24 protein-coding genes are annotated in these 22,565 nt (G+C 72.3%); 6 read left to right on the top strand and 18 right to left on the bottom strand.

Features of this window, described 5'->3' with window-relative positions; genetic code table 11:
* Positions 1 to 41 precede the first annotated feature (41 nt).
* The 3 genes from WDW90_RS23870 to WDW90_RS23860 all read right to left on the bottom strand — a co-directional run bounded on the left by WDW90_RS23870 (position 42) and on the right by WDW90_RS23860 (position 3,863).
* Positions 42 to 2,441 (bottom strand): hybrid sensor histidine kinase/response regulator, encoded by a 2,400-nt coding sequence (locus WDW90_RS23870; protein ID WP_336489960.1) that lies wholly within the window; start codon positions 2,439 to 2,441, stop codon positions 42 to 44.
* Between the two features lie 126 nt (positions 2,442 to 2,567).
* Positions 2,568 to 3,458: an EamA family transporter RarD gene (gene rarD, locus WDW90_RS23865; protein ID WP_336489959.1), complete on the bottom strand. Its 891-nt coding sequence runs from the start codon at positions 3,456 to 3,458 to the stop codon at positions 2,568 to 2,570.
* A 114-nt stretch (positions 3,459 to 3,572) separates the two neighbouring features.
* The gene (locus tag WDW90_RS23860; protein ID WP_336489958.1) at positions 3,573 to 3,863 is read right to left on the bottom strand and encodes a hypothetical protein; all 291 of its coding nucleotides are present in this window, start codon (positions 3,861 to 3,863) and stop codon (positions 3,573 to 3,575) included.
* A gap of 96 nt (positions 3,864 to 3,959) precedes the next feature.
* On the opposite strand from WDW90_RS23860, the gene WDW90_RS23855 reads away from it, so the two are divergent.
* Positions 3,960 to 4,181 (top strand): ribosome modulation factor, encoded by a 222-nt coding sequence (locus WDW90_RS23855; RefSeq protein WP_336489957.1) that lies wholly within the window; start codon positions 3,960 to 3,962, stop codon positions 4,179 to 4,181.
* On the opposite strand, the gene WDW90_RS23850 is transcribed toward WDW90_RS23855, so the two are convergent.
* From WDW90_RS23850 to WDW90_RS23830, 5 genes are all read right to left on the bottom strand, one after another.
* Positions 4,168 to 4,926: an amino acid ABC transporter ATP-binding protein gene (locus WDW90_RS23850; protein WP_336489956.1), complete on the bottom strand. Its 759-nt coding sequence runs from the start codon at positions 4,924 to 4,926 to the stop codon at positions 4,168 to 4,170. The two genes, WDW90_RS23855 and WDW90_RS23850, sit on opposite strands and share 14 nt — an antisense overlap.
* 108 nt (positions 4,927 to 5,034) lie before the next feature.
* Positions 5,035 to 6,054, bottom strand: a complete 1,020-nt coding sequence (locus WDW90_RS23845; RefSeq protein ID WP_336489955.1) for a PAS domain-containing protein — start codon at positions 6,052 to 6,054, stop codon at positions 5,035 to 5,037.
* A gap of 350 nt (positions 6,055 to 6,404) precedes the next feature.
* Positions 6,405 to 7,535, bottom strand: a complete 1,131-nt coding sequence (locus WDW90_RS23840; RefSeq protein ID WP_336489954.1) for an amino acid ABC transporter permease — start codon at positions 7,533 to 7,535, stop codon at positions 6,405 to 6,407.
* Positions 7,532 to 8,713 carry an amino acid ABC transporter permease gene (locus WDW90_RS23835; RefSeq protein ID WP_336489953.1) on the bottom strand — a complete coding sequence of 394 codons (1,182 nt, stop codon included), beginning with the start codon at positions 8,711 to 8,713 and terminating at the stop codon, positions 7,532 to 7,534. The genes WDW90_RS23840 and WDW90_RS23835 overlap by 4 nt, the downstream gene beginning before the upstream one ends.
* Positions 8,710 to 9,765, bottom strand: a complete 1,056-nt coding sequence (locus WDW90_RS23830; RefSeq protein WP_336489952.1) for an amino acid ABC transporter substrate-binding protein — start codon at positions 9,763 to 9,765, stop codon at positions 8,710 to 8,712. The genes WDW90_RS23835 and WDW90_RS23830 overlap by 4 nt, the downstream gene beginning before the upstream one ends.
* Before the next feature lie 154 nt (positions 9,766 to 9,919).
* Here WDW90_RS23830 and metC point away from each other — a divergent pair, with 154 nt between their 5' ends.
* Positions 9,920 to 11,110: a cystathionine beta-lyase gene (metC, locus tag WDW90_RS23825; RefSeq protein WP_336489951.1), complete on the top strand. Its 1,191-nt coding sequence runs from the start codon at positions 9,920 to 9,922 to the stop codon at positions 11,108 to 11,110.
* Between the two features lie 36 nt (positions 11,111 to 11,146).
* Here the strand turns inward: metC and WDW90_RS23820 are convergent, their stop codons facing one another.
* Genes WDW90_RS23820 through WDW90_RS23805 form a run of 4 tightly spaced genes read right to left on the bottom strand, consistent with a single transcriptional unit; the run spans position 11,147 to position 14,682 of the window.
* Positions 11,147 to 11,746 carry a pyridoxamine 5'-phosphate oxidase family protein gene (locus WDW90_RS23820; RefSeq protein ID WP_336489950.1) on the bottom strand — a complete coding sequence of 200 codons (600 nt, stop codon included), beginning with the start codon at positions 11,744 to 11,746 and terminating at the stop codon, positions 11,147 to 11,149.
* Between the two features lie 7 nt (positions 11,747 to 11,753).
* Positions 11,754 to 12,098, bottom strand: a complete 345-nt coding sequence (locus WDW90_RS23815) for a lipid-A-disaccharide synthase N-terminal domain-containing protein (protein ID WP_336489949.1) — start codon at positions 12,096 to 12,098, stop codon at positions 11,754 to 11,756.
* A complete protein-coding gene (locus WDW90_RS23810; protein WP_336489948.1) occupies positions 12,092 to 12,892 on the bottom strand; it encodes a glycosyltransferase in 801 nt (266 codons plus the stop codon). Before WDW90_RS23810 ends, WDW90_RS23815 begins: the two co-directional genes overlap by 7 nt.
* 14 nt (positions 12,893 to 12,906) lie before the next feature.
* Positions 12,907 to 14,682, bottom strand: coding sequence for an ArnT family glycosyltransferase (locus tag WDW90_RS23805; RefSeq protein ID WP_336489947.1), 1,776 nt, complete (start codon positions 14,680 to 14,682; stop codon positions 12,907 to 12,909).
* Positions 14,683 to 15,073: 391 nt separating this feature from the next.
* On the opposite strand from WDW90_RS23805, the gene WDW90_RS23800 reads away from it, so the two are divergent.
* Positions 15,074 to 16,726, top strand: a complete 1,653-nt coding sequence (locus WDW90_RS23800) for an acyl-CoA synthetase (RefSeq protein ID WP_336489946.1) — start codon at positions 15,074 to 15,076, stop codon at positions 16,724 to 16,726.
* 272 nt (positions 16,727 to 16,998) lie between these two features.
* The gene (locus WDW90_RS23795; RefSeq protein WP_336489945.1) at positions 16,999 to 17,481 is read left to right on the top strand and encodes a hypothetical protein; all 483 of its coding nucleotides are present in this window, start codon (positions 16,999 to 17,001) and stop codon (positions 17,479 to 17,481) included.
* Between the two features lie 51 nt (positions 17,482 to 17,532).
* Here the strand turns inward: WDW90_RS23795 and WDW90_RS23790 are convergent, their stop codons facing one another.
* The 3 genes from WDW90_RS23790 to WDW90_RS23780 form a co-directional block, all read right to left on the bottom strand.
* A complete protein-coding gene (locus WDW90_RS23790; protein WP_336489943.1) occupies positions 17,533 to 17,754 on the bottom strand; it encodes a hypothetical protein in 222 nt (73 codons plus the stop codon).
* 125 nt (positions 17,755 to 17,879) lie between these two features.
* On the bottom strand, positions 17,880 to 18,197 hold the full coding sequence (locus tag WDW90_RS23785; protein WP_431311112.1) for a response regulator: 318 nt from the start codon (positions 18,195 to 18,197) through the stop codon (positions 17,880 to 17,882).
* 95 nt (positions 18,198 to 18,292) lie between these two features.
* A complete protein-coding gene (locus WDW90_RS23780; RefSeq protein ID WP_336489941.1) occupies positions 18,293 to 19,540 on the bottom strand; it encodes an ATP-binding protein in 1,248 nt (415 codons plus the stop codon).
* A 466-nt stretch (positions 19,541 to 20,006) separates the two neighbouring features.
* On the opposite strand from WDW90_RS23780, the gene WDW90_RS23775 reads away from it, so the two are divergent.
* On the top strand, positions 20,007 to 20,357 hold the full coding sequence (locus WDW90_RS23775; RefSeq protein ID WP_336489939.1) for a hypothetical protein: 351 nt from the start codon (positions 20,007 to 20,009) through the stop codon (positions 20,355 to 20,357).
* Positions 20,358 to 20,426: 69 nt separating this feature from the next.
* Here the strand turns inward: WDW90_RS23775 and WDW90_RS23770 are convergent, their stop codons facing one another.
* Positions 20,427 to 20,594: a hypothetical protein gene (locus WDW90_RS23770; RefSeq protein ID WP_336489938.1), complete on the bottom strand. Its 168-nt coding sequence runs from the start codon at positions 20,592 to 20,594 to the stop codon at positions 20,427 to 20,429.
* Between the two features lie 144 nt (positions 20,595 to 20,738).
* Between WDW90_RS23770 and WDW90_RS23765 the strand changes: the two genes are divergently transcribed.
* Complete coding sequence (locus WDW90_RS23765; protein ID WP_336489937.1) at positions 20,739 to 21,575, top strand: hypothetical protein; 837 nt, start codon at positions 20,739 to 20,741, stop codon at positions 21,573 to 21,575.
* A 143-nt stretch (positions 21,576 to 21,718) separates the two neighbouring features.
* Here WDW90_RS23765 and WDW90_RS40805 read toward each other — a convergent pair whose 3' ends face one another.
* Complete coding sequence (locus WDW90_RS40805) at positions 21,719 to 21,949, bottom strand: DUF6471 domain-containing protein (protein ID WP_431311111.1); 231 nt, start codon at positions 21,947 to 21,949, stop codon at positions 21,719 to 21,721.
* Positions 21,946 to 22,185 carry a DUF6894 family protein gene (locus WDW90_RS23760; protein ID WP_336489936.1) on the bottom strand — a complete coding sequence of 80 codons (240 nt, stop codon included), beginning with the start codon at positions 22,183 to 22,185 and terminating at the stop codon, positions 21,946 to 21,948. The genes WDW90_RS40805 and WDW90_RS23760 overlap by 4 nt, the downstream gene beginning before the upstream one ends.
* Between the last annotated feature and the right edge of the window lie 380 nt (positions 22,186 to 22,565).

Here is a 22,565-nt window from a genome sequence, read left to right as displayed (position 1 = left end):
GTCATAGGGCGGCTGGCGAGAGGCTGGAACCCCTCCCCGCCTCAGCCCCCACCGCCTCGGCCCTCCCCCGCATCCTCCTTCGCCGCCAGCCGGTCGATCAGCCCCTGCATGCCGCTCGGCACGGGGGCGTCGGGCTCGCGGGCGTAGAGGGTGCGCAATTGCCGGCCGATCTCCGCGAGGCTGAGCGAGCCCTTCAGGATCACCCGGTCGGCCTGGGTCGCGAGGCTCGCCTTCTCGGCGTCCGTGATCTCCTTGGCGGTGAGCACCACCACGGGCACGTCGCCGTCCGGGCGGGCCCGCAGGGCCCGCAGGAAGCCGAACCCGTCCATCTCGGGCATCATCAGGTCGAGCAGGATCAGGTTCGGCCGGCTCGCGTCGAGGCGCTCCAGGGCGGCGGCGCCGTTCGCGGCCTCCTCCACGGTCCAGCCGTCGCGCGCCAGCGTCCGGCGCAGGCGCTCGCGGGCGTCGGCATCGTCGTCGACCACGAGGACGCGGGCATCGACCCCTTGCGGCCGGTAGCGGTCCATCAGGCCCTTGAGGCGGTCCCACGCGATCGGCTTGACGAGGTAGTCGGTGGCGCCGAGCGCCTGGCCCAGGGCCTGCTCGGCCACCACCGTCGTCATGATGACGGGGATGCCGGCGAGCTCCGGGTCGCTGCGCACCGCGTGCAGCACCGCCCAACCGTCCATGCGGGGCATCTCGACGTCGAGCAGGATCGCCCGCGGCTTCAGCGCGCGGGCGAGCGTCAGCCCGGCCCGCCCGTCATGGGCGGTGCGCACGCGGAACCCCTCGCGCTCGAGGAAGCGCTGCAAGAGCTCGCGGGCAGCCGGGTCGTCGTCGACGAGGAGCACCGCGTCGTGCTCCTCGTGCTCGGGAATCGCGGGCGGCTCCAGCGCCCCCTCGGCCTCGGCCTCCGCCTCGTCCTGCGGCGAGAGCCGGGCGGGCAGGCGGATCGTGAAGGTCGAGCCCTTGCCCGCCTCGCTCTCCACCGCGATGTCGCCCCCCATCTTGCGGCAGAAGGCGCGGGTGATGGCGAGCCCGAGCCCGGTGCCGCCGAACTGGCGGGTCGTCGATTCGTCCCCTTGCGCGAAGCGCTCGAACAGGCGGCCGATCTGCTCCTCGGTGAGCCCGATGCCGGTATCGGCCACGGCGAAGCTCAGCCACTCCGCGCCCTCCTCCCGGTGGCGGCGCACGCCGAGCGTGATCGCGCCGTTCTCGGTGAACTTCGCGGCGTTGCCCACGAGGTTCATCAGGCACTGCCGGACCTTGGTCTGGTCCTGGTGCATCTCCCCGAGATCGGGGCCGAGATCGGTCTCGAAGCGGTTGTGCTTCTTCTCGACGAGGCTCGCGGTCGCGGCGGCCACGTCCTCGACGAGGCTTTCCACCGCGAAGGTCTCGGCCGAGACCGTCATGCGGCCGGCCTCGATCTTCGAGATGTCGAGGACGTCGTTGATCAGGCTGAGGAGGTGGCGCGCCGCCGTCTCGATCTTGCGCAGGTCCGGCAGCAGCTCGGACTGGCCGAGATCCTCCAGCTCCTCGCCGAGCATCTCGGAATAGCCGATCACCGCCGAGAGGGGCGTGCGCAGCTCGTGGCTCATGTTGGCGATGAACTGGCTTTTCGCGAGGTTGGCGGCCTCCGCGGCCTCGCGGGCGCGCTCCACCTCGGCCTCCGCCTGCTTGCGCGCGGTGATGTCGACGTTGAGGCCGACCCATTCGCGGATGCTGCCGTCCTCGGCGAGCACGGGAACGCCCCGCACCTCGGTGTCGCGCCAGAGGCCGTCGGCGCGGCGCAGCCGGTACTCGACCGCGTAGGGCCTGGCGGCCGCCAGGCACTCCGCCCAGACGTCGGCCGCGCGGGCGCGGTCGTCGGGATGGACCGCGTCGACCCAGCCCCAGCCCTGGTAGGCCTCCTCGCTCTGGCCCGTATAGGCGCCCCAGCGGGGCTGCGGCGGCATCAGCTCGCCCGCCGCGTTGGTGCTCCAGATCACGGCGGCCGAGGCCTCCACCAGCGCCCGGAAGCGCTCCTCGGACCGGCGCAGGCTCTCCTCGGCGGCGCGGGTGCGGGTGACGTCGGTGTTGGTGCCGTACCAGCGCAGGATCCGCCCCCGCGCGTCGCGGTGGGGCAGCGCCTGCGACAGGAACCAGCGGTAGTGCCCGTCGCGGCCCAGGAGCGGGAAGGTGTCCTCCCAGGGCTCGCCGGCCGCGATCGCCGCCCGGTAGCGCGCGGTGACCGCCTCGACATGGTCGGGATGGTGAACCTTGCGCCAGCCCCAGTCGCGCATCTCGTCGAAGCGCGTGCCGGTGTAGTCGTACCAGCGGCGATTGTACCACACGATGGTGCCGTCGGGCTCGGCCATCCAGGCGAGCTGCGGCAGCGCCTCCGCGAGGTTGCGGTAATCGGCCGGGCCGATGGCGTCCGGTCCTGTCCCGTCTCGGCTCATCTGTCTCGGCTCGTTCCTGCTCGGCTCGTTCCTGGCCTCGTCCGCCGCGCGCGCGCCCCGCGCGATCCGGCTCCGCGCGGGTGTTACCCATATAGGCGCCGCGCCGGCGTTCCCATGCGCGTCGCGTCAGGCCGCCGGCTCCCCTCGCCCTCGCCCCTGCCCGTCCCTCTGCCCCGCCTGCCGCGCGGCGCGCCAGGAATCGAGGGCGTAGAGGGCGAGGGCCAGCCAGATCAGGGCGAAGAGCGGCACCTGGTGGGGCGCCACGCGCTCGCCGTAGGCGAGCACGCTGAGAACGAGCAGCCCGGTCGGCGCGAGGTATTGCAGGAGCCCCAGCGTCGCGAGCCGCATCCGCTCGGCGGCGGCCGCGAACCAGATCAGCGGCAGCGCCGTCGTCACGCCGGTCAGCGCGATGAGCAGGAGCGTGGCGCCGTCGCGCGGCGTCGCCTCCGGCGTCCAGGCCCAGTAGGCGAGCGCGAAGGGGGCGAGCAGCAGGGTCTCGGCCAGGAAGCCGATCACCGGGTCGACGCCGACGACCTTCCGGATCAGGCCGTAGAGGGAGAAGCTCGCGGCGAGCGCCAGCGCCACCCAGGGCAGCGTCCCGGCCATCAGGACGGCCGTGACGACGCCGAGCGCCGCGATGCCGACGGCGGCCGCCTGCACCGGGCGCAGGCGCTCCCCGAGCACGAGCGCCCCGAGGCCGACGCTGACGAGCGGGTTGATGTAGTAGCCGAGGCTCGCATCGAGGATGTGGCCGCCGTTCACCGCCCGGAGATAGAGGAGCCAGTTCACCGCGATCAGCCCGGCCGAGAGGACGAGGAGAGCGTGGCGGCGCGCGAGCGGGAAGGGGCTGCGCAGCCGTGCCCGCCAGAGCAGCACCAGGGCGAGGGCGAACAGGCTCGACCAGACGACGCGCTCGGCCAGGATCAGGCCGGGGCTCAGCGCCCCGAGCAGCCGGAAATGCACCGGGACGACGAGGCCCCAGCTCAGGTAGGCGCCGAGCGCGTAGACGAGGCCCACGGTTCCCTCCCCTCCCGCCGGGCCGGCGGGGGAGCCTCCATAGCCGGAGAGGCGGGCCGGCGTCAGGCGCCCCGGCGCAGGGCAGACCCCACGGTCTGCCTCGGCCGCGGCCCGTCAGCGCTTCGTCGGGGCGATCGGGTCGCCGCGCATGAGCGCGTTGAGGCGCTCGGTGTCGAAGCCGTTCGGGATCTTCGGGGCGGCGGGCTTGGGCGCGGCGGCCTTCTCGGCCACCTTCGCCTCGGGCAGGATCGAGCCCGTGGCGGAGGGCTCGGGCGCGGGCGCGCGGACGATGCGGGCGGCGGGCGCGGCCTGCAGGTGGGTGAGCCGGTCGGCACAGGTGAAGCCGACGATGCCCGTGCAGGCGACCACGACGGCGCCCACGGCGAGGAGACGCAGGATACGCAAGGGAGGATTCATCCCGGATACGCGAACTGGGCACCAGGATAGGCATCGGCCCGTTAACGAAGCGGAACCCGAAGCGAGCCCAGCACCGGAAATCCGATGGCCCCGACCGAGGACCGCGCCACCGACCGCACCATCGACCCTGAGGCGACCGCGAGCGACAGCCCGTTCCTGCAGGGCCGAAACGCCCGGCTCTACGGCAAGCCGCGGAGCCAGTGCCCCTATCCCGAGGGCTCGGGCGAGCGCGCCGCCTGGATGCAGGCCTACGAGGAGGCCTCGAGCCCCGAGGCTGACGAGGGCGGCGAGATCAAGCGGCCGTAGCGCCCGGTAGGCGGGCCAGGAAGGCCCGCGCCCGCTCGTGCCGCGGCCCCGCGAAGAAGGCTCCGGGCGAGTCCGCCTCCAGGATCTGGCCCTCGTCCATGAACACGACGCGGTCGGCGACCTCGCGGGCGAAGCCCATCTCGTGGGTGACGCACAGCATGGTCCGGCCGTCCCGCGCCAGCCCCAGCATGGCCTCGAGCACCTCCTGCACCATCTCGGGATCGAGGGCCGAGGTCGGCTCGTCGAAGAGCAGGATCGCGGGGCGCATGCAGAGAGCCCGGGCGATCGCCACCCGCTGCTGCTGCCCGCCCGAGAGCTGGGCCGGGTACTTCCCGGCCTCGCCCGGGATGCGCATCCGCTCCAGGTGAGCGCGGGCGAGGTCCTCGGCGGATCGCCGGTCCATCCGCTGCACGTGGATGGGGGCGAGCGTGCAGTTCTCCAGGACCGTCAGGTGCGGGAACAGGTTGAAGGCCTGGAACACCATGCCGGTCGCGGACCCCTCCCCGCTCGGGAGCCGGCCCCCGACCCGGATCGTGCCGGCCTGGAAGGGCGTCAGCCCGTTGATGCAGCGGATCAGGGTCGACTTGCCGGAGCCCGAGGGCCCGCAGATCACGACCCGCTCGCCCGGCGCCACCGCGAGGTCGACGTCGCGCAGGACGTGGTGGCTGCCGAACCAGGCGTTGACGCCGGAGAGCTCGACCGCGGGCGGGCCGCTCTGCGCCGCTGCGCGGATCGGGGGCATCATCGGAGACGGCATCATGGGCCGCGACCAAAGTGGGTTTCGGCCGCGGGGGCAAGGGCGCGGGGGCGCAGGTGCAAGGGCGCGGAGGAAGGCCGCTCGGCGAGCGGTCCCTCACCCCGCCAGGCTGAGCGCGATGGCGTCGCCCTCGATCAGCGAGAAGCAGATGCCGGCCGTGCGCAGGGCCGCGACCGCGGCGTGGCGGGAGCGGGCGGCGGGCCCCTCCGCGTTCTCCTCGAGGCGCCGGATCGTCGAGAAGGACAGGCCGCTCGCCCGCGCGAGGTCCGTCATCGACCAGTCGAGGAGCGCGCGGCCGGCCCGCAGGTGGTGGCCCTCGATCCCCTGTTCCAGGCCGCGGCGGAGATCGCCCGTCGCGCGGGCGGTCACGGTGTCGACGGGCACGATGACCATGGTCCAGCTCTCGATGGCGGCGGCGTTGCGGGTCGGAACCAGCGTGAACCGGAACCGGCCCCGGCCTCCCCCCGCGAGCCGCAGCGTCGGCGTGACGCTGTAGGCCTTGCCCGTCGCGTAGAGCGCGGGAATCTGAGCGTGCCAGTGGTCCCACTCCTCGGGGACCGTCAGGGCGGACCAGTTCTCGATCAGGTTCTCGCGCCGCAGGCCCGTCATGGCCAGGAGTTCGGGGCCGTACTCGACGAAGGGCACGGCCACCTCGGTGAAGGTGAAGACGCGGGCCTGCCTGGCGAGCGCCTCGCGGCGGCGCTGCTCGGCCGCCTGCAGGCGCGTCAGCCGCTCGTGGTCGGTGACGTCCAGCACGACGCCGGCCGCGCTGATGGGACGCCCGTCGGGTGCGTGGAAGATCTCGCTCCGGGTCATCAGGATCCGCATCGCCCCGTCCGGGCGGATGATGCGGAAGGTGCAGTCCGCGAGGGTGCCGACGCGCGCGACCTCGAGCGGGTCTTCGAGATTGGGCCTGTCCTCGGGATGGGCCTGGTCGCGCAGCCGCGCGTAGGAGGGCGGCACGGCGGCCCGTTCGAGGCCGAGAATGTCGTAGAAGCCCTGCGACCAGGTCTGCTCGCCGGTCGCGAAGATCCAGCTCCAGGTTCCGGTGAGGCCCTGCACCTCGATCATCCGCAGGAACTCGCGGGACGAGAAGGTGAGGAATCTGCCGTTCATCGCCAAGGCCTCGTTCATCGCGGGCCGCCCCGAGGCGCCGACAGCAACCGGCCCAGGCTCTCGGCCGATCTCAGGTTGCCGCGGCGCAGGTCTCGGCGCCCGAGCCCAAGACGATGCGCCGAGCCCGGCGGAGCCGCGGCCGGGCGCGCAGGATTGGGCCGAGAATCTCAAACCCAATGCTTGCCGGGCTAACACATGTTTACTGCGAATTCAAAGGCGTTGCGACAATTCAATCCAAGGATGTACTCAGGGTGATCCCGAAGACGCTCATTCCGGCACCACAAACTTGAAATGAGTTCAGTATTGCAACCTGAAGATACAACGGCGCGGCGCCGCGCGGCGCGGCCCGCTCAGCGCCGGTCGCCCGCCGCGAGTCGGCGCTCGACGAAGCCGGCGTAGCGCGCCATGGCGAAGCAGAGCGCGAAGTAGACGAGGGCCGCGAAGGCGTAGGCCGTGACCGGCACGGAGGGGGCCGACCAGCGCGGGTCGGCGCGGGCGGCCTCGAGCGCCCGGACGAAGTCGCTGATGCCCACGATCGACACCAGGGTCGTGTCCTTGAACAGGCCGATCATCGTGTTGACGATGCCCGGCACGACGACCTTCAGGGCCTGGGGCAGAACCACGTGGGCGAGCGCCTGCGCGCGGGTGAGGCCGAGGGCCGCGGCCGCCTCCGCCTGGCCCTGCGGGATCGCCTGCAGGCCGCCGCGCACCACCTCGGCCATGTAGGCGGAGGCGAAGAGCGCGATGCCGACGAGGGGGCGCACCAGCCGGTCGACGGTGAGGTCGCCCGGCAGGAACAGGGGCAGCATGACGTTGGCCATGAACAGGACGGTGATGAGCGGCACGCCGCGCCAGAACTCGATGAAGCCGGCGCAGAGAAGGCGCACGACCGGCAGTTCCGAGCGGCGCCCGAGCGCCAGCAGGATGCCGAGCGGCAGCGAGGCGACGATGCCGACGAGCGCGACCACGAGCGTGACGAGGAAGCCGCCCCAGCGCCCGGTCGGGACCGGGACGAGCCCGAGAGTCGGCATTCCGGCGAGCAGCGCGTAGGCGGCGAGCGGCAGGATCAGGAAGGCGAAGATCGCGCCGAGGCCGCGGCGGGGCGCGCCGGGCCAGAGCATCCAGCCGGCCGCGAGCGCGGAGAGCGCGAAGAACAGGTTCGCCCGCCAGCGCTCGCCGACCGGGTAGGAGCCGTAGGCGAGATAGCCGATCTTCTCGTGCACGAAGGCCCAGCAGGCCCCGACCGGCCGGCCGACGACCTCCGGCCGGCAGGCCGCGCCGGATTCCCCAGTCCAGACCGCGTCGAGGACGAGGAAGCGGAACGCCGCCGGCGCCAGCCAGGCGAGCAGCGCCAGGATCGCGAGGCTCGTGAGGGCGTTGCCCGGGCCCGAGAACAGGTTGCGGCGCGCCCAGGGCCAGGGTCCGGTCGCGGCGGCCGGGGGCGGGGCGGGCGGGATCAGGTCGCGGCGCACGAAGCTCATCGGCGCCCCACCGCGACGATCCGGGCGTTGTAGAGGTTCATGGCGAGCGCGGTGGCGAGGCTGATGGCGAGGTAGACCGCCATCGTGATGGCGACCGCCTCCACCGCCTGGTTCGTCTGGTTGAGCACCGTGCCCATCATCACGTGGACGAGGTCGGGATAGCCGATCAGCACCGCGAGCGAGGAGTTCTTGGTCAGGTTGAGGTACTGGCTCGTCAGCGGCGGCACGATCACGCGCAGCGCCTGCGGCACCACGACGAGGCGCAGCGTCCTGGCGCGGCTCAGGCCCAGGGCCGCCGCCGCCTCGGCCTGGCCCCGGGGCACGCTCGCGATGCCGGCCCGCACGATCTCGGCGATGAAGGCCGCCGTGTAGGTGGACAGGCCCGCCAGCAGCGCCGTGAACTCGGGCTGGAGCGCGAGCCCGCCCTCGATATCGAAGGGGCCGCGGGCGGGCCAGGCGACCGGCACCGGCCGGCCGGCGAGCGCGAGCCCGATCCAGGCGAGTGCCGGCAGGCCGAGGGTGAGGGCGAGCGCCGGCCCCCAGACCGGCAATCCCCTGCCCCGTCGGGCGGCCCGGGCCCGCGAGGCGAGGACGAGGGCGAGGCTCAGCCCGAGCCCGGCCGCGAAGGCGCCGGGCACCAGCCAGCCGCCCGCGGACAGGTCGGGCCTGGGCAGGAACAGGCCGCGCTGCGTCAGGAAGACCGCGTCCCGCCAGGCGGCCGGAGCCTGCGGCTCGGGCAAGGCCACCCGCACGGCCACGTACCAGACGAGGAGCTGCAGCAGCAGCGGCACGTTGCGGAACAGCTCCACGTAGGCGCGCGCGAGCCCCCGCAGGATCGCGTTCGGGGAGAAGCGGGCGATGCCGATCGCGAAGCCGAGCCCGCTCGCCAGCACGATGCCGAGCCCCGAGACCAGGAGCGTGTTGAGGAGCCCCGCCAGGAAGGCGTCGCGGTAGGTCGCGGTGGCGGCCGCGTAGGGGATCAGGCTCTGGCTGATGTCGAAGCCGGCGGCGCGATCGAGGAAGCCGAACCCCGCCACGATGCCCTGGCGGGCCAGCTTCCCGGCCGCGTTCGTGGCCGCCCCGTAGGCGAGCGCGGCGAGGGCGGCGACGAGCAGCGCCTGGAGCGCGAGACCGCGCCAGCGCCGGTTCCCGCCCGTGTTGCTGCCCGGCCCCCTCACCGGATCGGCGGCCCGTATTGCAGGCCTCCCCGGTTCCAGAGGGCGTTGAGGCCGCGGGGGATCTTGAGCGGCGTCCCGTCCCCGAGGTTGCGGGCGTAGACCTCGCCGTAATTGCCGACGTGGCGGACGATCCGGTAGGCCCAGTCGTTCGTGAGCCCGAGCGCCTCGCCGTAGCGGCCCTCGAGGCCGAGGATGCGGCGCGTATCGGGGCTCAGGGCCGCCGCCCGCATCTCCTCGACGTTCCCCTGCGTGATCCCGGCCTCCTCGGCGTCGAGCATGGCGTAGTGGGTCCAGGCCACGATGTCCCGCCACTGGTCGTCGCCCTGGCGCACCACCGGCGAGAACGGCTCCTTCGAGATCATCTCGGGCAGGACCACGTGCGCGTCGGGCTCGGCCATCTTCAGGCGCTCGCCGTAGAGGGAGGACTTGTCGGTGGAATAGGCGTCGCAGCGCCCGGAATCGTAGGCGCGCCCGGTCTCCTCGGCGGTGGCGTAGGCGACCACCCGGTAGGTGAGGCCGTGGGTGCGGAACCAGTCGGCGAGGTTGAGCTCCGTGGTGGTGCCCTGCTGCAGGCAGATGGTGGCGCGGTCGAGCCCCTCGACATGGGCGATGCCCCGGTCCTTACGCACCAGGAAGCCCTGCCCGTCGTAGAAGTTGACCGCCGGGAAGTTGAGCTTGGCGCTGGTGTCGCGGGCGAGCGTCCAGGTCGTGTTGCGCGCGAGCACGTCGATCTCGCCCGATTGCAGCGCGGTGAACCGGGCCGGGGCCGCGAGCGGGATGAAGCGGACCTTCGCGGGATCGTCGAAGATCGCCGCCGCGAGCGCCCGGCAGAAGTCGATGTCGAGCCCGCGCCACTCGCCCCTCGCATCCGGCACGCCGAAGCCCGCGACCCCCGGGCTCGAGCCGCAATTCAGGTAGCCCCGCGCCCTGATCTCGGCGAGCAGCCCCTCGGCGCGGGCCGGGGTCGGCAGAAGCGCGGCCAGAAGCGCGGTGATCGCCGCGACGCGGCGGCCCCGGCCTGGCGGCCGCGCTGTGTCCGGGTTCGGCGTCATCCGTCGGCAGGCTCCGGGGCGAGGGCGCGTCGCGGCGGGATTGAGCGCAGCGCGGCCCCCGGTCAAGGGCGGGGGCGCTCGGGCGGGGCGCTTGACCTTCGCGCGCGCGCCGGGCTTTTCGTCGCCCGGAAATCCCCGCACGCCCCGAGGCGCCATGTCGAGAACCCCGCCCCGCGATCCCGCCCGCCTGAAGCCCGCCACCCGGCTCGTCCACGCGGGGCGCGACCCCTCCGCCCAGCACGGCTTCGTGAACACGCCGATCTACCGCGGCTCGACGGTGCTCTACCCCACCTACGACGACATCCAGCACCGGCGCGGGCGCTACAATTACGGCACCTCGGCCACCCCCACCATGGACGCGCTGACCGCGGCCTGGACCGAGGTCGCGGGCGCGGCCGGCACCGTGGTGACGCCCTCGGGGCTCGCGGCGCTGACGGTCGCCCTGATGGCGAGCGTGTCGGCGGGCGACCACCTGCTCGTCACCGATTCCGCCTACCGCCCCACCCGCCAGTTCTGCGACGGGGTGCTCGCCCGCTTCGGCGTCGCGGTGGAGTACTACGACCCGACCCTGGGCGCCGGCATCGCCGGGCTGATGCGGGAGAACACGAGGGCCGTGCTCGTCGAGGCGCCGGGCTCGCAGAGCTTCGAGATGCAGGACGTGCCGGCGATCGCCGAGGTCGTGCACGCGCGCGGCGGCACCGTCATCATGGACAACACCTGGGCGACGCCGCTCCTGTTCCCGCCCCACGAGCGGGGCGTCGACATCGCGGTCGAGGCCGGCACCAAGTATCTCAGCGGCGGCTCGGACCTCCTGATCGGGCTCACCTCCGCGAACAGGAAGCACTTCCCGGCGGTGCGGCGCACCTTCGACCATTTCGCGATGTGCGCGGGCCCCGAGGACATCTTCCTGGCGCTCAGGGGCCTGCGCACCATGCCTCTGCGGCTCAAGGAGCACGGCCGCCAGGGGCTCGCGATGGCGCGCTGGCTGCAGGCGCGGCCCGAGGTGCTGCGGGTGCTGCATCCGGGGCTGCCGGAAGATCCCGGCCACGCCATCTGGAGGCGCGACTTCTCGGGGGCCTCTGGCCTGTTCGGCGTCATCCTGAAGCCCGTGCCGGAGGTGGCGGTCGCCGCCATGCTCGACGGGCTCGATCTGTTCGGGATGGGCTTCTCCTGGGGCGGCTTCGAGAGCCTCGTCATCCCGTTCGACTGCGCGCCCTACCGCACGGCGACCCGCTGGGCCCCGGGCGGCCCGGCCCTGCGCTTCCATATCGGGCTCGAGGACATCGAGGACCTGAAGGCCGATCTCGAGGCGGGGTTCGCGCGGCTGCGCGCGGCGGCCGGGTGAGCGACGCGGACGCAGCCCGCGCGCGCCCCGCGCCACTCACGGCACGAGCCACCGCCCCGTCCAGCCCTCCTCGCCGCGCGTCCAGCCCGCCCGGCGGTGGCCGCGGCGGTCGAGGTAGAGGAGATCCAGGCACTCGGCCTGCACCAGGATCGCGCAGAAGTTCGGACGGCCGAGGCCGAGCGCGCCGTCGGGGTCCGGCAGCGCGTAGGCGCTTGCCCGCGGCAATGCGGTGCCGGGGCCGGGCGCGATGCCGTAGCAGGCCCGGCTCATCGGCCGGCTCTCGGCCCAGGCGGCCTCCGCGACCGCGTCCGCGGCGTGAAGCGAGGCGCGGCCCTCCACCCGGATCTGCACCGCGCTCCCGGGGTCGTAGGCGTGGAGCGCGCAGAAGCCGCGCGCCGCGATCTCGGCCGCCTTGCCCGAGCGCCGGTCGCAATGGACCCGCAGCGTTCCGGCCGCGCGCTCGGCCGCCCGCAGCACCACGGTGCGCACGCGCGGGCGCCCCGCCGCGTCGACCGTGGCGAGGCTGGGCAGATGGAAGGCGGAGCCGGCCCGGCCCACCCCCTCCGCGAGGAGGCGCCACAGCGCGTCCTCGGCCGCCGCGAGGTCGTCGTAGAAGGCCGGCAGCGGCGCCCGCACGCCCATCTCAGCCGCTATCGCCGGCCGCGGCGCGGGCCCGGCGGCGCTCGCGGAAGATCAGGGCGAGGTTGCGCAGGTAGATCCCGGTCGAGAGGCCCTGCCCGATGATGATCACGGGCTCGCGCCGGACGAAGCCGTAGACCAGCGTCATGATCCCGCCGGCGATCGACAGGAACCAGAACGAGAGCGGCATGACGCTCCTGCCCGCCCGCTCGCTCGCGATCCACTGCAGGATGAAGCGCGAGCCGAACACGAGCTGCGCCAGGATGCCGAAGACGAGCCAGAAATCGAAGCGCGTGACGAACACGTCGTAGAAGTAGCCGCGCAGGTGATCCGAGATCTCGATCAGCATGGGGCGTCCTCGGGGCTCGCGGGCGCGCGGGCCACCACCTCGGTCACCGAGGGAGTCGGCCGCTTGCGGCGGATCAGCCACCACACCCCCGCGAGGTCGAGGAGCCCGACCCAGAGCCGGTCGAACAGGCCGTAATTCGAGGTGCCGGTGCGGCGCGGCCGGTCGACCACGTCGCGGTGGACCACGCCGAAGCCCTCGCGGGTGACGAGGGCCGGCATGAAGCGGTGGAGCGCGTCGAAATAGGGCAGCGCCCGGTAGACCTCGCGGCGGAACACCTTGAGGCCGCAGCCGGTGTCGCGGGTGGCGTCCCGCAGGATGCGCCCCCGCACCCCGTTGGCGATGCGCGACTGCAGCATCTTGAAGGGCCCGTCCCGGCGCCCGGTGCGCTGCCCCTGGGCGAGGCCGGTCCCGGGACCGGCCTCCTCCAGCGCCGCGACGAGCGCCGGGATGAAGGCGGGATCGTTCTGGCCGTCGCCGTCGAGGGTCGCCACGACGGCGCCGCGCGCCGCCGCGACCCCGCTCCGCACCGCCGCGCTCTGGCCGCCACTCCGGGCATGCCGCAGCACCCTGAGCCAGGGCCGGCCGGCGCGGGCCGCCTCCAGCGCCGCGGGCGTCGCGTCGGTCGAGCCGTCGTCGACGTAGATCACCTCGAAGGGGGCGAGCGGCGCGCAGGCCCGCATGATCTCGGCGACGAGGCCCTCGATGTTGCCGGCCTCGTTCCTGACCGGCACCACGATGGTGAGGCGGGGGGATGCGCTCGCGGAGGACGCGTTCACGGGATCCCCGCCAGTCATGAGGTCCCCGTCCTTCATGGGATCACCGCGTAGGCCGTGAGGTCGACCCGCCGGCCGCCGTTGATGTTGAAGCCCAGGACCCGTCCGGCGACGGACGGGGCCGGGGCCGCGGCCCCGACGGCGGCCTTGAAGTCGGGGGCGAAGCGCTCCTCCACGAAGACGAGGCGGCAGCCGCCCGCGTTCAGGAAGTCGACGGCCTCGGGGCCGGAATTCGGCGTGGCGAGGTCGGTGCCGATCAGGAAGACGAGGCTCGGCTCGCGGTAGCCGAGGCTCGCCACCCGCGGGTCCGGGCAGGCGAGGCCGTCCCGGATCGCGGCGAGCCGCGGCGAGACCTTGAGGGCGGGCAGGGCTGCCTGCGCCAGCCCCAGCACGCCGGGCGTGAGGAGGGCGGCGGCGAGGATCGCGGTGGCGAGCGCCCGCTCCGGGTTGCCGCGCGCGAAGGCGAGCCAGGCGAGGCCGGCCACGCAGGCGGACGCGGCGAGGAGCGGCAGCGCCGCCCAGGGCAGCGTCCGGTCGAGCTGCCAGCCCGCATAGGCGAGGGCGAGCGTCAGCCCGGCCGGGATCAGGACCACGAGGGCGGCGACCGCCCTGGCGCCGCGCCGGGCCGGGTCGAGGGCGCCGCGCGCGGCGGCCAGGACGGTGAGGATCGCCACCGCCGGCATCAGGGGCAGCACGTAGTGCGGGAGCTTGGTCGGCACGCACTCGAACACGATCCAGGCCGGCACGATCCAGGCGAGCAGGAGGGCGACGCGGTCGGTGCCCCTCTCGCGCCAGGCGAAGGGCAGGCTCAGGGCCGCGAAGGCCGCGCCGGGCCAGAAGGTCGCGAAGAACACGAGCAGGTAGGCGCCGGGCGGGCCCCAGTGCTTCTCCTTGGCGCCCCCGACCTTGCCCAGCATGTCGTGGCCGACCGCCTCGCCGAAGAAGGCGCCGCCGCTCTTCCAGGCGATGGCGAGGAACCAGGGGGCGACGATCAGGAGCGCCAGGGCGAGGCCCGGCCAGGGCCGCAGCGCCAGGAGCCAGCGTCCCGAGCGGGCCCGGAGCGCGAGGGGCAGCGCGGCGAGGCCGACGAACATCGGCACCATCGGCCCCTTGACCAGGATGCCCAGCGCCAGGCCGAGCCAGAAGGCGAGGCAGGTCAGAGCCGGGAGTGGTGCGGCCGGGAGCGGCGCGCGCGGCCCCTCCCCCGCCCGCTCACGCCCGAGCCAGGCCCGGGCGAGCGCCCCGAAGGCGGCGGTGGCGCAGGCGGTGAGCACCGCGTCGGTCTTGGCGAGATGCGCCTCGGCGGCGAGCATCAGGCAGGAGGCGAACAGGGCGGCGGCCAGGAGGGCGTGCCGCCGCGCCAGCACGGCGAGCGCCGCCCAGTAGGCGAGCAGCGCCGCCGCGACGGCGCCGAGGAGCGAGGGCAGCCGGTAGAGGACGATCCGGGTGCGCGCGCCCGGCACGCCGAGGGCCTCGCCCGCCGCGACGCTCGCCGCCTGCAGCCAGTAGATCCCGACCGGCTTCTTGTGCCGCGCCTCCCCCTGGAAGCGGATGTCGACGAGGTCGCCCGTCTCCAGCATCTGCTTCGAGGCCTGGGCGAAGCGGGGCTCGTCCCGGTCCATGGGCTGGAGCGAGGCGAGACCCGGCAGGAAGCAGACGAGGCAGAGGGCGACGAGCAGCGCCGCGGCCCGGACATGGCTTTCCGCCGCGAAGGCGAGCACCCGGTCGGACCAGCCCGGCGCCGCGGCGGAGGGGCCGGGCGCGGGGGCGGATCTGTCGAGGGTGCGAGGCGGCCGTGACGGCGCGTTCATGCACGGCTCCCATGAATAGCTTCCATGAATAGCTTCCATGAACAGCTCGCATGGACGGCTCCGGACCGGCCGTCAGGCCCCGCGGCGAGGCTTCCGGGCCGCCGGCGGGCCGTGTCGGTGATTGGGCCGGGAATGTCAAATGACGGCGGCGGGGCTTCCGGCCGGCGGGAGGATCAATCGTCGATCAGACCGGGACGGGCGCGGGTCAGAAGCACGGCGGTCACGAGGTGCCACCGGCCGGCCTCATGGCGTTGCCGGACCGTACGAACCTGGGGTTCACGCCCATCGGGCACGTTCATGGGCCCTTCGGCGATCATGCGGCCCGGCCTGCCCCCGCGCCCGTTTGATCGGGCGCGGGCGCGCGCTACTGTGCCGGCAGGGAGACGAGACCATGACCGCCGCAAGCCCCGACCCGGACCGCGCCACGATCTACGACCGGGATCTCGACCGGAACCCGGCCAATTACCAGCCGCTGACGCCGCTGAGCTATCTCGACCGGGCGGCGCGGGTCTTCCCCGACCGCGTGGCGGTGATCCACGGCCCCCTGCGGCGGACCTATTCCGAGCTCTACGCGCGCTGCCGGCGCCTCGCCTCGGCGCTGACGGCGCGGGGCATCGGGCGCGGCGACACGGTGGCGGTGCTGCTCGCCAACACGCCCGAGATGATCGAGTGCCATTACGGGGTGCCGATGACGGGGGCGGTGCTCAACACCCTCAACACGAGGCTCGACGCCGCCGCGCTCGCCTTCTGCCTCGACCACGGCGAGGCCAAGGTCCTCGTCACCGACCGGGAATTCGCGCGCGTGGCGGGCCCGGCGCTCGAGAAGGCCGGGGTGAGCCCCCTCGTCATCGACGTCGACGACCCCGAGTACCGGGGCGAGGGCGCCCCGCTCGGCGGCCTCGGCTACGAGGATCTCCTGGCCGGGGGCGATCCGGGGCACGACTGGATCATGCCCGGCGACGAGTGGGACGCGATCTCGCTCAACTACACCTCGGGCACCACGGGCGACCCGAAGGGCGTTGTCTACCACCATCGCGGGGCGGCGCTCCTGTCGCTCGGCAACGTCATCACGGGCGGGATGGGCCAGCACCCCGTCTATCTCTGGACGCTGCCGATGTTCCACTGCAACGGCTGGTGCTTCCCCTGGACGCTCTCGGTGGTGGCGGGCACCCATGTCTGCCTGCGGCAGGTGCGGGCCGGGGCCATGTACCAGGCCCTCGCCGAGCATCGCGTGACGCATCTGTGCGGGGCGCCGATCGTGATGCAGCTCCTGCTCAACGCGCCCGAATCCGAGCGGCGCCCCCTGCCCCGGCGCGTCGCCTTCATGACGGCGGCCGCGCCCCCGCCGCAGGCGGTGCTCGCCGCGATGGGAGATGCGGGCTTCGACGTGACCCACCTCTACGGGCTGACCGAGACCTACGGCCCGGCGGTCGTGAACGCCTGGCACGAGGAATGGGACGACCTGCCGCCGGACGAACGCGCCGCCCGGATGGCGCGCCAGGGCGTGCGCTACCCCGTCCTCGAGGGCTTCGACGTGCGCGATCCCGAGACGCTGGAACCGGTGCCCGCCGACGGCGAGACCATGGGCGAGGCGATGTTCCGCGGCAACGTGGTGATGCGCGGCTATCTGAAGAACCCGGGGGCCACGCAGGCCGCCTTCGCGGGCGGCTGGTTCCGCTCGGGCGACCTCGGGGTGAAGCATCCGGACGGCTACATCCAGCTGAAGGACCGCTCGAAGGACATCATCATCTCGGGCGGCGAGAACATCTCGTCGATCGAGGTGGAGGACGCGCTCTTCAAGCATCCGGCGGTGGCGGCCGCCGCCGTGGTGGCGAGGCCCGACGAGAAGTGGGGCGAGACCCCGGTCGCCTTCGTGGAGCTGAAGGAGGGCCAGTCGGTCGAGCCCGACGCGCTGATCGCGTGGTGCCGCGAGCGCCTCGCCTCCTACAAGCTGCCCCGCGCGATCGTCTTCGGCGAGCTGCCGAAGACCTCCACCGGCAAGGTGCAGAAATACGTGCTGCGCGAGCGGGCGCGGGAGGCCTGAGAACGCTTCGCGGCGCCGCCTTGTCCCGGGCCGAAGCGGCCTTCGCTTCGGCGGACACGGCAGCGGAGCCGATCGCGCCGTCCGGGCGCACGGGACCGGTCCATGACCGTTGCCGGGCGGGCGCGGCGTGCAATCCGCTCGCCGAGGCGCGGACCGATCCATGACGAAGTCCGGGCCACCCCTGTCGGAACAGTATTGCCCGTGGCCCATCAGCATTGACAAACTTACGAATACTTGCTCCCCTCTCGATTCTGGGAGGAGGGCCGGAGACTATGCTCAGAACCCTGATTCTCGCGCCAGCACTCGCAATTCTGCCCCTGACGGTGATTGCAGCCGAATTGCCGAGGGAGGGTACGGACGATTACACGACGCACTATATAACTTCGTCATTCAACACGATGAAGCTGGGTGATCGCACAGTTACTGTCTACGACACGAGCGGCATCACCACGAATGACAAGGGAGGCGCCATGTTCAACAACATGGCGACCCGTTGCCTGGGGATGCGCGATGCCGCCGGCGGCGAAGCCGTCAACCGCGGCGCCTGCGTCGATACCGACAGCGACGGCGACCAGGTCTTCTCCAATTACGAAGCCAAGGGCCTGAAGGGCACCCACGTCTTCGTGGGAGGCACCGGCAAGTACGCCGGCCTGTCCGGATCTGCGGATTACACCACGCAGCCCGTCAAGAATCCGGATGGCCGAAGCATGAACATCGTTCCGCACAAGGCCACGTGGAAGCTGCCGTCGAAGTGAGGCCCCGGGCGCCGGCGCGGGCGATCGCGTCGGGCCGCGGAGGGCGGCAGCTCAGTTCGAGGGCGTGCGAGAGGTGAGGATACAGGCCCGCATCACGATGCGATCCGCGCGGCGACGCCAGCGCTCGGCGGCCCCGGCGTCGCCGCGCATCCGGGCCCGCGCCATGGCGGGCAGGACGATCCGCAGGGCCCAGGCGGCGCAGGCGAGGCCGGCCGCGTCGGCCAAGCGCCCGAGCCGCGCGATCGGACCCGCGATGGGCAGGACGGGGTTCATGACGCTGCACGCACGAGGTGGACCCCGTAATCTGGACACTTTCAGGTTGTGGACCGAAATCGGGCTCATTTCGAGCGCGAGCCAGTGTGGCGGATTACGCAGCGGGGCCGTCCGGCCCGGGGGCCCTACCCCACCCCGAGCTGGCGGGCGACGCGCACGATCGCGGAGGGGCGGTAGGGCTTCATCACCAGGATGCTGTCGCTCACCTGGCGGGGCGCCTCGGCGCTGTAGCCCGTCACGTAGATCACCGGCAGGCCGGGATGCAGGTCGCGGGCGCGCTCGGCGAGGTCCCAGCCGTCGAGGCGGCCGGGCAGGCGGATGTCGGTGAACAGGAGGTCGATGCCGCCGCCGCCCAGGATCCCGGCGGCCTCCTCGGCGGTCGCGGCCGGCAGGACGCGGAAGCCCGCCTCCTCCAGCTCCGCCGCGACGATCTCGAGCAGCATGCCCTCATCCTCGACGACGAGCACGGTCGGTCTCGCGGCGGCCACGCTGTCCTGCACCGGTCTCTCCGGGTTCGACGCATCCATCGGGACGGCCGTCACGGCATGCCGCCCGCGAGCACGAGGCCGGGCGCGTGCCGGGTCCGCGCGGGCGCCGCGGAGGCGGCCTCCCGGGCCGGGAAGCAGAGCCGCACCGTGGTGCCGCCCGCCGGCCCGATGACGATGGCGGCGCTGCCGCCCGATTGCTGGGCGAAGCCGAAGACCTGGCTGAGGCCGAGCCCCGTGCCCTGGCCGAGCGGCTTCGTGGTGAAGAACGGCTCGAAGGCCCGGGCGGCGACCTCGGGCGGCATGCCCGCCCCGGTATCGGCGACCTCGACGGCGACGCCCTCGCGGGGGCCGCCCTCCTCGCCGCGGACGCGCCGCGTCGCGATGGTGAGCCTGCCCCCGCCCGGCATGGCGTCGCGGGCGTTGACCGCGAGGTTGAGGATGGCGTTCTCGAACTGGTTCGGGTCGAGATGCACCCGCGGCAGGTCCGGCGCGAGGTCGAGCCTGAGGCGGATCTGGGCCCCGACCGTGCCGCGCAGGAGGTCCGCGAAGGCCTCGACGAGGCCGTTCAGGTCCGCCTCGACGGGGCAGAGCGGCTGCTTGCGGGCGAAGGCCAGGAGCTTGTGGGTGACGGCCGCCGCGCGCTCGGCCCCGGTCATCGCGTCGCGCACGGGATCGAGCAGGCGGCTGTCCTGCGGCAGGCCGCGCTCCACCCGCTCGAGATTGGCCAGCACCACGTTGAGGAAGTTGTTGAAGTCGTGGGCGACGCCGCCCGTGAGCTGGCCGATCGATTCCATCTTCTGGGACTGGCGCAGCAACTCCTCCGTGCGCTGGCGCTCGGCATTGGCCCGCTCCAGCGCCGCCAGCGCCGCGTCGCGCTCGGAAACGCGCGCTTCCAGCAGGGCGTTGGCCTGGCGGAGCTGGCGGGGCGAGGGCAGCGCGAGGGCCTTGGGCATCAGCTGCCAGAGGGCGACGGCGGTGGCGACCGAGGCCAGCGCCGTGACAGCCTTGATCAGGGCCTCGGTGCCGTAATCGGGCACCCACAGGGTCCAGATCGCGAAGGCGTGGGTGGCGCCGCAGGCGGTGATGAACACCGCGAACGACCAGAACATCCAGCCGAACACCACGTCGCGGCGGCGCGAGACGAAGTAGGCGAGCGCGCCGGGAATGGTGAAGTAGGCGAAGGCGATCAGCGCGTCGGAGACGACATGCGTCCAGATCAGCTCCGGGCGCCAGAGCAGGCAGATGCCGTGCGGGGATAGATTGTCGGCTTCCCAGAGACGTCGCACAAAATCGAGCATGAGGTTCCCCCTCCCCCTCTCGAACCATACCGTACATTGGGGCCGAACAGGGGAGGCTTTGCAATGATTTACTTCGCCCCGCGCGCGGATTTTTCGCGGGCGGCGCGCGGCGGCCCGCGAATACGCTGCCGGGGCTCGGATGCGACGGGAGGGGATCGCGGCGCTCCGCGCGGTGCCGCGCCGGAGCGGCGAGCCGAGCCGTCATGGGGGCGGGGTCAGGCTCGGCCCGCCGGCCGGGCTGTCCGCGCTCCTGTCGAGCGGGCCGCACGGCGGGGGCAGGTTCGGCCGCGATCGTTTCCGGATGATTGCTGATCGCGCCCCGGGGCACATCTTCCGGTGGTGCTGCCGCGATCGGCGTGGCAGAAGCGCGGCCGTTCCGCGCGAAGGCCCCGCCGGTCGATTCGCCGGCTCCCGGCCCCCGCCACCGTCCAAGACCCAACCCCAAACCCCCAGGACCCCGCCCCGCATGAGCGCCCGCACGGACCAGCTCCTCGCCCTCCTGTCGCGCGTCGTCGAGCATGTCCGGGGGGCCAATGCGCGCGCGGAGGAAGCCTCGGCCGCCGCCCTGGCCGCGCAGGCCCGCCTCGATTCCGCCGAGGCCACGATCCGGCAGCTGCGCGAGGCGCTCGCCGCGGAGCGCCGGGCGGGCGCCGCCGCCGAGGCCCGCGCCGTCGGGGCGGAATTGCGCATCTGCCAGGCGGCCCAGGCGCTCGGCTACGCGGATCCGGGCGACCTGGGAGAATTCGGGGATCTGGGGGATCCGGGCGCCCCGCCCGCCGGCGGGACCCCGGCCCCCGCCTCGGCCGCCCTGCACTGAGGGCACGTCGCCCAGGATCGCGCGAGGAGGTTCGCGCGAGGAGGTTCGCGCGACGCGGATCGCGGGCCCTCAGGCCCCGCCGATCCCCGTGATGACCTTGCCGGTGCCCTTGCAGTCCGGGCAGGCCTCGGCCCTGATCCTGCCGCTGCCGCCGCAGGCCCGGCACAGGTTCTCGCCCGTCCCCGGCACCCCGAGCGGCGCCTCGTCTCCGGACTTGGCGGGATCTGTCTCGGCCATCGCAACCTCCTGACAGAGGAGGTGCAACGAGGGGGGGGTGGGTGTTCTCGGCTGCCCGCGGTTGCTGGAACGATGCGGTTGAGGTCGAGCTCCTAAGGCAGATAGATCCGGCTTTATGGAGCAAATGCACCAAGGGGATGGGCGATGACCGCCCTTCTTGGTTGCCTCGTGCTGGCGCTTGGTTTTGGCTCAAGTCACGTAGGTGGCATCGGGCAGGGCGGTAGTCTGCCAGCGTTCGGTTGGGATGATCTCCATGAACATCGTGAGCACAGGCCCCTTTCCGAACGTGCTGACGTAGGCTCCGACATTGCAGTAGCGAGCTTGGGTCGCCTCATCGCTGTAGGCAACTATGACGACGTAATCGACGAAGAACGGCTTCTGCTCGGAAGCCGTCCCGTTGCTAGGCACGCGATGCGTCAGTGCACGCGTGATCGTTTCGGCTCTGCCAGGAAACAGTACGGCATTGGTGATGAAGTGCCTGTTGACGGTTCTCGTTGCGGAAAGGCCGTGCTCTTGGACGAGAGTTCTAAGGTCGGCGTGCCCATCTCGTATGCTGATGGGGAGCACCAAGACGCTGAGATCGGCGGCGGGGCTCTTACCGATGTTCTCGACATGGATTGGAAGAGACAGGGACACCTCGTTCTGAAGCAAGCTAGCCTCGTCGGGTCCGCGAACTTCTACCACGACCCAAGGTCGCTGATCGGCGAAGAACAGCCTCTGTGTGATCCTGTTGGTTTCGGCGGCTGCGTCGGCGCTTCGGCGCGAAGCGTTGGCGCTCTTGCGGCTTTCAAGAGCGGCCCAGCCCGCGAGAATGAGGGAGGCGAGAATGCCGGCAAGACTGATGACTGCGGTGTTGAACTGTTTTTGTGCCCAGCCGACAGCTTCTCTGTTCGCCTCTACCGCTTGCCGCTGTACGCACAGGTCGGCTTCGTCGTGATCCTTGGGCTGCCGGCAATCGGGGTCATAAACTTTGGCTGCTGACTGTTCGTCCGCGAACGTCGGCGTTCGCGTGGTCTCGGCTGCGTGGTCAATGCGCTTGGAATTTTGCTCTACGGGTGCCGCCTCTTGGCTGGCGACATATACGCTGGCGTTTGCGCTCAGGGCGAGCGCTGCCGCAACGCCAATCAGGCCCCCGACAGCCGCAATGTGTGCGAGTCAATAGCGTCGAGACATTGGAACAGGAGTACCGCTGAAAAGCCACTACGATCAATTATATTGATGCTGTTCCGTTCCGTCTCTCCAATTCTTATCGACACCAAATTCTCGACAAGAACCCGCCGTCTTACACACTCCCGCTCCGACGTGGCCCCGACAATCTCTTCACGTTGGCGTATCAGCCGAATCCTGCTCCTCACCCCGCGGCCCGCACCCGCTCCGAAACGATCAGGAGGCTCGCCCGCAGCACGGACTGCCCGGCCGCGTCGCGCACGTCGGTGCGGATCTGGATGGCCTCGCTGCCGGCGCAGTCCGCCGCGATCTCGGCGAGCGCCCGGTGCGCCTCGGAGCGCACCGCCGCGAGGTCCGGCAGGTCGAGGCCGTGATCGTCGCGGATCAGTCCGCAATCGTGCAGGTCGAAGAAGTAGCGCGGCATCGCGATCGAGGCTCCCGGCAGGCCGGGCCGGGCCAAGCTTGTTCCGGCAAGCTTGGCCCGGCCCCTGGACGGCCAAGCTCTACGATGCAGGAGGCGGGAAGGTTTCAGCCCGTGCGGTTTCCGACGCCGGGCGGGGCGCGAAGGCCGCGCTGCGCTCAAGGAGCGGGCCCGGGAGGGGGCTCGGGGACGGGGCTCGAAGACGAAGGACGGCGCACCGCTTTCGCGGCGCGCCGTGAGGTGACTCGCGGTCTCTGGAAACGAGCTGGCCCCGCTCTAGGCTGTGGTGAGGATTTAAGATTTGGGTCTACCGGGTCGAGGCGAGATCTGATTCAAGGCTGCTTTTTGGGAGAGCTGCCTTGTCATTCCAGCCTGACCCGGAC

The organism is Methylobacterium nigriterrae (assembly GCF_037106235.1).
In the GTDB taxonomy this organism is placed as follows: Bacteria; Pseudomonadota; Alphaproteobacteria; order Rhizobiales; family Beijerinckiaceae; genus Methylobacterium; species Methylobacterium nigriterrae.
The sequence above is the reverse complement of the archived record's forward strand: the minus strand, read 5'-3'. Positions and strand labels throughout refer to the sequence as shown.